The following is a 10463-nucleotide window of genomic DNA, read 5'->3' on the forward strand; positions in this document are numbered from 1 at the left end:
CTTCATGAGAAATCTCCTCGTGCATCATGCCGAGAAAATTCTACTTTTGAAGCCCCTTACTTTCGGGGAGGATTACCCCTGTTAGGTTCAGGCGCGCCGGCGCGCCGCCTCGCCGGCGGCACGGGTCTCGGCCAGGGTGGCGCCGGTCGAGAGCGCCTCGGGGTCGAGCCGCAGCTCGAGCAGCGCCAGCCGGCCCGCCGCCTCGGCCCGGGCGAAGGCGGGGGCAAATTCCTCTTGCCGCGTCACCACCTCGCCATGGCCGCCATGCGCGCGCGCCAGCGCCGCGAAATCGGGATTGTGCAGGTCCGTACCGGACACGCGCCCGGGATAGGCGCGTTCCTGATGCATGCGGATGGTGCCGTAGCGGCCGTTGTTGGCCACGATGACGATGACGCCGGCGCCGTGCTGGGCCGCGGTCGCTAGCTCATTCGCGGTCATCTGCAGGCAGCCGTCGCCGGCCATGCAGACCACGGTGCGGCCCGGATGCTCAAGCCGGGCGGCGATGGCCGCCGGCAAGCCGTAGCCCATGGAACCCGAAGTCGGCGCCAGCTGGCTGCCAAAGCGGCGGAAGCGGTAATAGCGGTGCAGAAAGGCCGCGTAATTGCCGGCGCCATTGCTGATGATCGCATCCGCCGGCAGGTGGTCCGAAAGCCAGCGCACCACCTCCTCCAGGCGCAGCGCACCGGGGGTCGGGCGGGGCTGCTGCCAGTCCTCATAGGCGGTGCGCAGCTGCGCGCTCCAGCCGTCCCAGCGCCGCGGCGGCGCCAGATCGGCTAGCGCCGCGACCACGGCGCGCGGATCGGCCACCAGCCCTGGATCGGGTCGCCAAAGATGCCCCAGTTCGTCGGGCGAAGGATGGACATGGATCACCCGCGCCTGCGGCCGCACCGGGTCCATCAGCTCATAGCCGCGCGTCAGCGTGTCGCCAAGGCGCGAGCCCAGCGACAGGATGCAATCCGCCTGCGCCAGCGCCTGCCCCAGCGCCGGGTTCATGCCGACGCCCAGATCGCCCACATAATTCGGATGCGCATTGTCCATGTGCCCCTGGCGGCGGAAGGGTACCGCGACCGGCAGGCCCCAGCCCTCGGCAAGGCGCGCCAGATCGTCGGCCGCCGCCTGCGACCAGAGCGTGCCGCCGGGGATCACCAGCGGCCGCTCGGCCCCGGCCAGCGCCTGCGCCAGCGCCGCCAGCGATTGCGGCGCCACCGCCGACAGGGGCGGCGCGGGTGCCGGAATATCCGCGACCTCGGCCCGGGCCGAGATCATGTCCTCGGGCAGGGCCAGCACCACCGGGCCGGGGCGACCGGACATCGCCAGGTGAAAGGCGCGGCTCAGATATTCGGGGATGCGCTCGGTCTGGTCGATCTCGGCCACCCATTTGGCGATGGGGCCGAACATGGCGCGAAAGTCCACCTCCTGGAAGGCGTCGCGGTCACGGTCGCCGCGTGCGATCTGGCCGACGAACAGGATCATCGGCGTCGAATCCTGGCGCGCCACATGCACGCCGGCGCTGGCATTGGTGGCCCCCGGCCCGCGCGTGACCAGGGCGATGCCCGGACGCCCGGTCAGCTTGCCCTGCGCCTCGGCCATCATCGCCGCCGCGCCCTCGTGGCGGCAGACGACGTTCTGGATGCCCGAGGCGTAAAGCCCGTCCAGCACCGCCAGAAAGCTTTCCCCCGGCACCGAGAACACCCGTGAGGTGCCATTGCCCTTCAGCGCATCGACCAGAATCTGCCCGCCATGGCGCATCGCCCTGCCCCCTGCTGCCCTGCGCCCAGCCTGTCGCGCCTTGGCCCGCGGTGCAAGCCGGGCTTTACAGGCGCACCGGCCCGCCCTATCTCTGCCCGACCATGGCCACGAAATCCGACCCCAATTACAAGATCATCGCCGAGAACCGCCGGGCACGCTTCGACTATTTCATCGAAAGCGACCTCGAGGCGGGGATCATGCTGACCGGCTCGGAGGTGAAAAGCCTGCGCACCGGCCAGTCCAACATCGCCGAAAGCTATGCCTCGGTCGAACAGGGCGAATTGTGGCTGATCAATTCCTACATCGCCGCCTACAAGCAGGCCGGGGTCTTTGGCCATGAGGAACGGCGCCGGCGCAAGCTGCTGGTGTCGAAAAAGGAACTGGCGCGGCTGTGGCAGGCGGTCGGGCGCGAGGGCATGACGCTGGTGCCGCTGGTGATGTATTTCAACGACCGCGGCCGGGTAAAGATCAAGATCGGCGTGGCCAAGGGCAAGAAGGTCGCCGACAAGCGCGAAACTGCGGCCAAGCGCGACTGGAACCGCCAGAAACAGCGGCTGCTGAAGCAGGGCTAGCCCGGCAGCCATTGCAGGCCCGGTCCGCTGCGGCTACATCGGAATTCGTTTCTGCGCGGGAGGACAGGGCGATGACCACCGATTCCGACGATCCGAAAGTTCTGGTCTCGACCGCATGGCTGGCGGCGCATCTGCAGGACCCGGACCTGCGGGTGATCGACGCCACCTGGTTTCTGGAGCCCGGCCGCGACGCCCATGCCGAATACCTGGCCGCGCATATCCCCGGCGCGCGGTTCTTCGATCTCGAGGCGATCACCGACCCGCGCAGCGGCCTGCCGCATATGGCGCCGCAGCCCGAGATGTTCATCTCGCGCATGCGCGCCATGGGCATCGGCGACGGCCATCAGGTCGTGGTCTATGACAATTCGCCCATGCGCTCGGCGGCGCGCATCTGGTGGACCTTCAAGCTGATGGGCAAGGCCGATGTCGCAGTTCTGGACGGCGGCCTGGCGAAATGGCAGGCCGAGGGCCGCGCCATCGAGGACATGCCGCCGATGCTGCGCGACCGCCACATCACCGTGCAGCGCCAGGCGCGGCTGGTGCGCGACGTGACCCAGGTCGCCGCCGCCAGCAAGCTGGGCGATCACGAGATCATCGATGCCCGCCCCGCCCGGCGCTTTCTGGGCGAGGTGCCCGAGCCGCGCCCCGGCCTGCGCTCGGGCCATATCCCGGGCGCGAAAAGCCTGCCCTTCGGCCAGCTCTACAACCAGGACGGCACGCTGAAGCCGGTGGCCGAACTGAAGGCCGAATTCCAGGCCGCGGGCGTGGATCTGGCGAAACCCGCCATCACCACCTGCGGCTCGGGGGTGACGGCGGCCTCGCTGTTTCTGGCGCTGGAACGCATCGGGCACCGCGACCATTCGCTTTACGACGGAAGCTGGGCCGAATGGGGCAGCTTCCCCGACCTCAAAATCGCAACCGGAGACGCATGATGCTGGGCAATCTCAAACCGCAGTCCCCCGACAAGATCCTGGCCCTGATGGGCGAGTTCAGGGCCGATCCCCGCCAGGGCAAGATCGATCTCGGCGTGGGCGTCTACAAGGATGCGACCGGCCACACCCCGATCATGCGCGCCGTGCTGGCCGCCGAAAGGCTGATGCTGGAAACCGAGACCACGAAAAGCTACTCGGCGCTGTCGGGCGAGGCGGATTTCCACCAGGCGATGGGCGATCTGATCCTGGGCCCGGGCCGCAGGCCCGAGACCACGGCGACGCTGGCCACCGTCGGCGGCACCGGGGCGATCCGTCAGGCGCTGGAACTGGCGCGCATGGCGAACCCCGATCTTCGGGTCTTTGTCAGCGACCCGACCTGGCCCAACCATGTCTCGATCATGCAATTCATGGGCCTGCCGGTCACCAGCTACCGCTATTTCGACGCCGCCACCCGCGGCGTGGATTTCGAGGGCCTGAAGGCCGATATCTCGGCGGCGAAAAGGGGCGACGTGGTGCTGCTGCACGGCTGCTGCCACAACCCGACCGGCGCCAACCTGACGCTGGCGCAATGGGCCGAGGTGGCGACCATCCTGGAGCGGACCGGCGCCTTGCCGCTGATCGACCTGGCCTATCAGGGCTTCGGCGACGGGCTCGAGGAAGACGCCGCCGGCACCCGGCTGGTCGCCTCGCACCTTCCCGAGGTGCTGGTCGCGGCCTCCTGCAGCAAGAATTTCGGCATCTACCGCGAACGCACGGGCTGCCTGCTGGCGCTTTGCACCGATTCGGCGACGCAGGAACTGGCGCAGGGCGCCATGGCCTTCCTGAACCGCCAGACCTATTCCTTCCCGCCCTTTCACGGCGCCAAGATCGTCGCCACGGTGCTGAACACCCCCGAGCTGCGCGCCGACTGGATGGCCGAGCTCGAGGCTGTGCGCTCGGGCATGCTGAAACTGCGCGAACAGCTGACCAGCGAGCTGCGCGCGCTCTCGGGCTCGGACCGCTTCGACTTCGTGGCGCATCACCGCGGCATGTTCTCGCGCCTCGGTGCCACGCCCGAGCAGGTCAGGCGCGTCAAGGACGAATTCGCCATCTACATGGTGGGCGATTCGCGCATCAATATCGCCGGGCTGAACCAGGCCACGATCCCGGTTCTGGCCCGCGCCATCATCGAGGCCGGCGTCTGAACCCCGGCCAGAGACGATCGCGGCCGCCGGTCATCGCGCCGGCGGTCGTGCCATGTCACGGCCCCTTTTGTCCCGGCGCCCCCGTGCTGTCCGTTTGCCGGATACCCCGGCGCCCGGCACCTCAGCCCTGCCGGCCCAGCTTGCGGGCGATATAGCCGCGCAGCTCCTCGATCTCGGCCCGGCTTTGGCGCAGCTCGTCCCTGGCCACGCTCAATTCCGCCTCGGCCGGCGCAAGCCGGGCCAGCAGTTCGGCCTCGCGCGTCTGCAGCGCGGCGGTGGCGCGGTCGCGCGTCTCCTCGGCCTCGTGCAACTGCCGCGCCATGCTGTCGCGCTCAGCCATGTCGGCATGGGTGACGCGGGTCAGGCGCTGCACCAGCCAGCTGGCGCACCAGCCCAGCAGGAACACGGCGAACAGGATGATCGAGGTGGCGATGATGAATTCGGTGCGGTCCATGCTGGGGCTTTCGCAAGGGGTGGCGGGTCAGGAGGATGACGGCGGACCGCCAGCGGCTGCAGCGGGACAAGATTCTGGCTGCGTCTGCCACGCAAGTCCGCAGCACGACGTTTTCCCGAAACGCCGTCCTGAGCGGCTGTTCCTGCACTGAACGGGCCCGGCTCGTCCACCGACAGCTTATGCCGTATCACCTGCTTTTCGCAACCAACGCGCAATCCCTTGTCGCGGCGGGCAAGGCTGGGACTGACCTGCCTCAGCCTCAGGACCAGAGCTTTCCCGATAGTTGTCGGAACGCCCTGCCCGCGGCCGGTCTGGATGCACGGGATGGAGAACGGCATTTCCTCGGCCAGCTGATCGGGGAAGGCGCGTGTCTGCGAAATTCACGGCTTTTGATCCTGCACCGATTCGCCCGCATGGCGTTTCATCTGCCAACCAATGAAAACGTCGCATCCAGCATCTGGCGTCAGCAGAGCCGCGGATCGCGTAAACCCCCGGGAGCCGGCCGCCTATTGCGTGAACCGGCGCAGGATGTCGCGCATCGTCATGTCCCGATCGAACCGGCCGTGCTCAAGGAATGTGACCGTCTGGCCGATCACCAGCGGGTTGTTCATCAGCCAGGTGTGAGTAACCGGCAGCACGATATGGTCGCTCATCCCCTCGACCATCGTGCTGGCCACCGAGACCTTGCCATCATTGTCGCCCTCGATCAGCGAGGACAGCAGCGGGTTGAAGGAACGGTTGCCCGCAATCACCCCCAGTTCGAAATCGACCGGGCCCAGCAGATGCGGCAGCTCTTTCGCCCCGGTGCCCAGCTGCAACCCGGCAGGCCCGGTGAAGAAGCGGTAAAGCGACAGATCGCCAAGCGCATCGACGATCTCGGACCCCTGGTTCGGCGGCGCAAGCATGACCACCCGGCCCATGTTCTCGGGCCGGTTCTTGGCCAGCCAGGCGCGTGCCAGGATGCCGCCCATCGAATGGGTGACGAAATTCACCCGCCGCTTGCCGCATTCAGCCACGGCGCCATCGACATGGCCCAGCAATTGCTGAACCGTCGCCTCGGTCGAGGGGTAGTTCAGGTTGACCACGTGATAGCCAAGCGCCTCGAAGGCCTGCTCGACCACGACAAAAGAGGCTTCGGTGCGGCCAAGCCCATGCATCAGGACCACACATTGGTCGCTGGCGGGCGGGTCGTCCACCGCATGGGACGCTGAGGGAATGGCCGGAAGGGCCGCGAGAATCAGGGCAAGAAACAGTCTGCGCATGGGCCGAGCCTAGCCGGCTTTTGAGCGACGGGCGAGCCGGAAAGCATGCCTGGCGCGCGCATATGTCATTGGTAAAGAACCGGGGCGTCGGCTAGCCTCGACGCGGCAGCAATCATCGGACGGTTTCATGCGGCGCTATCTTGCCTACGGTCTCGGGGCGGTTCTGGTCACGGCCATTGCCGCCGGCATCTATATCGCCTTGCAGCACCCGCCCATGCGGCTGATGCCGGCGCCGCAGATCTTTTTGCGCGATGGCGTCAATCTTTTTGCGGCGCAACCCGAACCTCCGGCGGATACGCGGATGGAGGTGTTTTACGCCACCAACCGCCTGCCGGTCGGCCCCGCCGCGGACCGCACCTATACGATCGTGCCATCGACCGATCTGCATCTGGGGGTCAGCACCATCCGCATCGGCGAGCCCGACCGCACATGGGAGTGGCTTTACCAGCTTTCCACCACCGCGGACGATGACGACGACCGGCCCTTCCTGAATCTGGAACGGATGCGCGAGGATGCCATCGTCTCGGACGAAGAGCTCACGCCCGAGGCGCTGGCCTGGCTTGAGCAGGTGAACGCCGCACTTGCCGACTCGCCCGATCGCGACATCGTCGTCTATGTCCATGGCGCCAATACCACCGTCGAGCGCGCCGCCGGGCAGGCGGCGCAGCTGATGCATTTCACCGGGCGCAATTCCGTCGTGGTGCTGTTCGCCTGGCCCACGGCCGAGAATTTCCTGCGCTATCCCAAGGACCTGCAGACCGCGCTGGGTGCCGCCCCGCAGTTGGCGCGGCTGGTGGCGCTGCTCTCCGAGCACACGGACGCCCGGGCCATCGACCTTTTCACCTATAGCGCCGGCAGCACGGTGGGTTCGGAAGGGGCGGCGCTTGTCGGCAGGGCGGTGGCGGCCGGAGAATCCGGGCTGCGGCTGGGCGAGGTCTATCACGCCGCGCCCGATGCCAATTTCCAGACCTTCGTCGCGGATCTGAAGGATTATATCGGCGTCGCCGATGACGTGGCCGTGTCGGTCAACCTCAACGACAGCGCGCTGCGGCTGGCGCAGGCCGTCACCCGCAGTTCCCGGGCCGGCCGCCCCGACATGAAAGAACTGACCCCCGAGGAAACCGGTTTCCTGCTAGATGCCTCGCGCGACAGCGACCTCGAGATCATCCGCGTCCGGCCAGAGAACATGGAGAACCTGTCGCGCACCTCGCACAGTTTCTGGTATGACGATCCCTGGGTCAGCAGCGATGTGCTCTTGCTGCTGCTTGGCCATCTGCCCGCCAGTGCGCGCGGGCTGGATGAGGAGCAGGGGGATAGCGGCACCCATTACTGGACCTTTCCGACCGATTATCCCGAGCGTCTGGAAGGGATCCTGAAGACCATCGGCGACAACCCCGGCGTGGCCGCTCTTTTGGGCAAGACCGCGCCGGGCTGAGCAATGTGGAGGCAGACATGCAGGCAAGGCTCGACTATTTTCCGCAGGCGCCAGAACTGATGAAGGCGGTGCTGGCGCTGAACAAGGCGGTCGAGGATTGCGGGCTGGAAAAGGGCCTGCTGCATCTGGTCAAGCTGCGCGCCTCGCAGATCAATGGCTGCTCCTATTGCGTGGACATGCATGCGCATGAGGCGCTGCGTGACGGCGACAGCCAGCAGCGGGTGATCATGGTCGCCGCCTGGAAGGAATCGCCCCTGTTCACCGAACGCGAGCGCGTGGCCTTTGAATGGACCGAAGCCGTGACGCTGATCGCCAGGGATGGCGTGCCGGACGCGCTTTACGCCCGGGCCCTGACGCAGTTCAGCGAGGGCGAACTGGTCAGGCTGACCGTCGCGCTGGGGGTGATCAACACCTGGAACCGGCTGAGCATCAGCTTTCATGCGCTGCATCCGCTGCGCCCGGCGCAGGCATAGCCGGGCCGGCCGCGCACCGGGGCGAAGGCAAAGAGGAAAGCAAGATGAGGTCAGGTTCCGGCAAGGCGGTGCGGCGACAGCCCCGGCCCGGCGCGCGCGCGCCGCTATGACGCGGGACACGGCCTTCGTGCTGGCGGGAGGCGGCAGCCTGGGGGCGGTGCAGGTCGGCATGCTGATGGCGCTGACCGAGGCGGGCCTGCGCCCGGATCTGGTCCTTGGCTCCTCGGTCGGGGCGCTGAACGCCGCCTGGTTTGCCAATGCCCCGGACATGGAGGGGCTCGCCCGTCTGGCGGGCATCTGGCGCGACCTGCGGCGCGTCGACATCTTTCCCTTTTCGCTGGCCGGGTTGCTGGGCGTGCTGCGCCGCTCCGACAGCATGGTGGATCCCGCGCATCTGCGGCGCTTCATCGAAAGGCATCTGTCGTTCGAGCGCATCGAGGACACGCGCCTGCCGCTGCATGTCATGGCCACCGACCAGCAGGGCAGCGCGGTGCGCCTGTCGGCGGGGCCGGTGGTCGATGCGCTGATGGCCAGCGCCGCCGTGCCCGGCATCTTCCCCGTGGTGACCATCGCCGGCAGGCCGCTGATGGATGGGGCGATCGCCGCCAATACGCCGCTGCGCACGGCGGTCGAACTGGGGGCGTCGCGGATCGTCGTCCTGCCCACCGGCTATGCCTGCGCGCTGGAGCACCCGCCACAGGGGGTGATCGCGCGCATCCTGCATGCGGTCACGCTGCTGATCGCCTGGCAGCTGATGCATGAGATCGAGACCATGCCGCAGGGCGTCACCGTGCATCTGGCACCGGCGCTCTGCCCGCTGGCGGTGTCGCCCTATGATTTCTCGGCCTCGCAGGCGTTGATCGAGCGGGCGCGGCAGGGCACGCGCGACTGGATAGCGGGCGGCGGGCTGACGCGTCCGGCCCGCAGACGCGAGTTGGCCGCGCATCATCACCACGCGCATCGCCACCCCCAAGGCTGACGCCGACCACACCGGCCCGGGGCGTCAGGCGCGGGCATAAAGCGGCAGGACGGCGCCGCTGATCTCCATGTTCTCGGGCGACACCAGATGCAGGATCGCCTCGGCCGCCGCCTCGGGGCGCAGCCAGTTGGCCGGATCCGCCTTGGGCATCGCGGCGCGATTGGCCGGCGTGTCGATGGTCGAGGGCGCGATGGCATTGACAAGGATCCGCTCGCCCTTCAGCTCTTCGGCCAGGGCCTGGGTCAGCGCGGCGACAGCGGCCTTGCTGGCCGCATAGGCCGCCATCTGCGCCCCCTTGCGCGGCTCGAGCGCCGGGCGGGCCGCGACATTCACCATGCGCCCGCCGCGGCCGGTCCTGCGCATGGCGCCTGCGGCGGCACGGCAGCACAGGAACGCGGTCAGCGCATTCACCCCGATCATCTGCTGGAACGCGGCCTTCCCGGTCCCGGCCAGGGGCGCCATGGCAAAGCCGCCCGCCAGATGAACCGAGGCCCAAAGCTCGGGGACAGTCGCGTAAAACCCCGCCACGGCCGCCTCATCGGTCAGCTCGATGCCAGGGACAGGATGCAGCCCCGCCCGGACCGGCGCGGCAATGCCGCCGCTGCCATGGCCGGGAAGATGGCAGATTGCGCCGGCGTCAAGCAGCCGCTCGACGACGACCCGGCCCAGCGCGCCGGTGCCGCCGGTCACCACGACATGCCGGCCGGACAGGGGATGCGGGTTCATGGACAATCTGTCAGCCTTTGCCTTGCGTCGGGACCTGGCGCCAGTAAAGCCGGCACCGCCGGTTTGGGCAAGCCGCCGCCTGCGCGGCCGCACGCCCTGGTCGCGCTGACCTGCCACGGGATTTTTCCTCCACTTGCGATTAGAGTCCGGCCCAACGAGAGGACGGACGACGATGAGGAAGACACGACGGACCGATGAGCAGATTATCGGGATTTTGCAGGAGCATGATTCCGGCGCGAAGTGCGCTGATCTGTGCCGTAAGCACGGCATGTCGGAAGGCACGTTTTATGCCTGGAAGGCGAAGTATTCGGGGATGACGGTGCCGGATGCCAAGCGACTGAAGGCGCTCGAAGACGAGAACGCCAGGCTGAAGCGATTGCTGGCGGAACAAATGCTCGACATGGCGGCAATGAAGGAACTGCTCTCAAAAAATGGTTATCAGGCGGATCAGAAGGCAGTCCGGGGGACTGTTTTCCCGCCGATTGGCCCGCCGTAAAGCGCGAGGCTGTCGCGCATCGGAAGGCCCATCTTGGGCTGTCGGAACGGCGGGCGTGCCAGATTGCCGGGGCGGACCGGAAGATGGTGCGCTACCAGTCCCAGCGTGCGCCCGATACGGCGCTGAGAGGTGGTGCCGCCTGGTGAGACAGTTTGGCGGCTTGGCTAAGGTGGATCGGGTTGGTTTCTACGCCGCCAGTTT

At 67.6% G+C, this 10463-nt stretch carries 10 protein-coding genes and 1 pseudogene; 7 read left to right on the plus strand and 4 right to left on the minus strand.

Going from position 1 to position 10463, the window contains the following annotated elements:
* Positions 1-87 precede the first annotated feature (87 nt).
* Positions 88-1749, minus strand: a complete 1662-nt coding sequence (locus WMK75_RS16955; protein WP_347268772.1) for a thiamine pyrophosphate-binding protein — start codon at positions 1747-1749, stop codon at positions 88-90.
* 101 nt (positions 1750-1850) lie between these two features.
* Between WMK75_RS16955 and smpB the strand changes: the two genes are divergently transcribed.
* The 3 genes from smpB (at position 1851) to WMK75_RS16970 (ending at position 4437) form a co-directional block, all read left to right on the plus strand.
* On the plus strand, positions 1851-2321 hold the full coding sequence (smpB, locus tag WMK75_RS16960; protein ID WP_347268781.1) for an SsrA-binding protein SmpB: 471 nt from the start codon (positions 1851-1853) through the stop codon (positions 2319-2321).
* Positions 2322-2392: 71 nt separating this feature from the next.
* Positions 2393-3253 carry a 3-mercaptopyruvate sulfurtransferase gene (gene sseA / locus WMK75_RS16965; protein ID WP_347268773.1) on the plus strand — a complete coding sequence of 287 codons (861 nt, stop codon included), beginning with the start codon at positions 2393-2395 and terminating at the stop codon, positions 3251-3253.
* Positions 3253-4437, plus strand: a complete 1185-nt coding sequence (locus WMK75_RS16970) for an amino acid aminotransferase (RefSeq protein ID WP_347268774.1) — start codon at positions 3253-3255, stop codon at positions 4435-4437. Before sseA ends, WMK75_RS16970 begins: the two co-directional genes overlap by 1 nt.
* Before the next feature lie 121 nt (positions 4438-4558).
* On the opposite strand, the gene WMK75_RS16975 is transcribed toward WMK75_RS16970, so the two are convergent.
* Both WMK75_RS16975 and WMK75_RS16980 read right to left on the minus strand, forming a co-directional pair.
* A complete protein-coding gene (locus tag WMK75_RS16975; protein WP_347268775.1) occupies positions 4559-4891 on the minus strand; it encodes a hypothetical protein in 333 nt (110 codons plus the stop codon).
* A 506-nt stretch (positions 4892-5397) separates the two neighbouring features.
* The gene (locus WMK75_RS16980; RefSeq protein ID WP_347268776.1) at positions 5398-6153 is read right to left on the minus strand and encodes an alpha/beta fold hydrolase; all 756 of its coding nucleotides are present in this window, start codon (positions 6151-6153) and stop codon (positions 5398-5400) included.
* Between the two features lie 127 nt (positions 6154-6280).
* Here WMK75_RS16980 and WMK75_RS16985 point away from each other — a divergent pair, with 127 nt between their 5' ends.
* The 3 genes from WMK75_RS16985 (at position 6281) to WMK75_RS16995 (ending at position 9040) form a co-directional block, all read left to right on the plus strand.
* Complete coding sequence (locus tag WMK75_RS16985) at positions 6281-7588, plus strand: alpha/beta hydrolase (protein WP_347268777.1); 1308 nt, start codon at positions 6281-6283, stop codon at positions 7586-7588.
* A 17-nt stretch (positions 7589-7605) separates the two neighbouring features.
* Entirely contained in the window at positions 7606-8061 is a 456-nt protein-coding gene (locus WMK75_RS16990) for a carboxymuconolactone decarboxylase family protein (RefSeq protein WP_347268778.1), read from the plus strand.
* 106 nt (positions 8062-8167) lie between these two features.
* Positions 8168-9040, plus strand: coding sequence for a patatin-like phospholipase family protein (locus WMK75_RS16995; protein WP_347268779.1), 873 nt, complete (start codon positions 8168-8170; stop codon positions 9038-9040).
* Positions 9041-9064: 24 nt separating this feature from the next.
* On the opposite strand, the gene WMK75_RS17000 is transcribed toward WMK75_RS16995, so the two are convergent.
* A complete protein-coding gene (locus WMK75_RS17000; protein WP_347268780.1) occupies positions 9065-9766 on the minus strand; it encodes an SDR family NAD(P)-dependent oxidoreductase in 702 nt (233 codons plus the stop codon).
* A gap of 172 nt (positions 9767-9938) precedes the next feature.
* On the opposite strand from WMK75_RS17000, the pseudogene WMK75_RS17005 reads away from it, so the two are divergent.
* Positions 9939-10390 (plus strand): annotated as a pseudogene (locus WMK75_RS17005) (transposase); the annotation flags it as partial.
* Positions 10391-10463 lie beyond the last annotated feature (73 nt).

This window comes from Paracoccus sp. (in: a-proteobacteria) (genome assembly GCF_039808215.1).
Taxonomy (GTDB): domain Bacteria; phylum Pseudomonadota; class Alphaproteobacteria; order Rhodobacterales; family Rhodobacteraceae; genus Paracoccus.

Coding starts and splice junctions, on each gene's coding strand:
- WMK75_RS16955 (WP_347268772.1), bottom strand. CDS start 1,749: ATGCGCCATGGCGGGCAGATTCTGGTCGATGCGCTGAAGGGCAATGGC.
- WMK75_RS16980 (WP_347268776.1), bottom strand. CDS start 6,153: ATGCGCAGACTGTTTCTTGCCCTGATTCTCGCGGCCCTTCCGGCCATT.
- smpB (WP_347268781.1), top strand. CDS start 1,851: ATGGCCACGAAATCCGACCCCAATTACAAGATCATCGCCGAGAACCGC.
- sseA (WP_347268773.1), top strand. CDS start 2,393: ATGACCACCGATTCCGACGATCCGAAAGTTCTGGTCTCGACCGCATGG.
- WMK75_RS16990 (WP_347268778.1), top strand. CDS start 7,606: ATGCAGGCAAGGCTCGACTATTTTCCGCAGGCGCCAGAACTGATGAAG.
- WMK75_RS16975 (WP_347268775.1), bottom strand. CDS start 4,891: ATGGACCGCACCGAATTCATCATCGCCACCTCGATCATCCTGTTCGCC.
- WMK75_RS16995 (WP_347268779.1), top strand. CDS start 8,168: ATGACGCGGGACACGGCCTTCGTGCTGGCGGGAGGCGGCAGCCTGGGG.
- WMK75_RS17000 (WP_347268780.1), bottom strand. CDS start 9,766: ATGAACCCGCATCCCCTGTCCGGCCGGCATGTCGTGGTGACCGGCGGC.
- WMK75_RS16985 (WP_347268777.1), top strand. CDS start 6,281: ATGCGGCGCTATCTTGCCTACGGTCTCGGGGCGGTTCTGGTCACGGCC.
- WMK75_RS16970 (WP_347268774.1), top strand. CDS start 3,253: ATGCTGGGCAATCTCAAACCGCAGTCCCCCGACAAGATCCTGGCCCTG.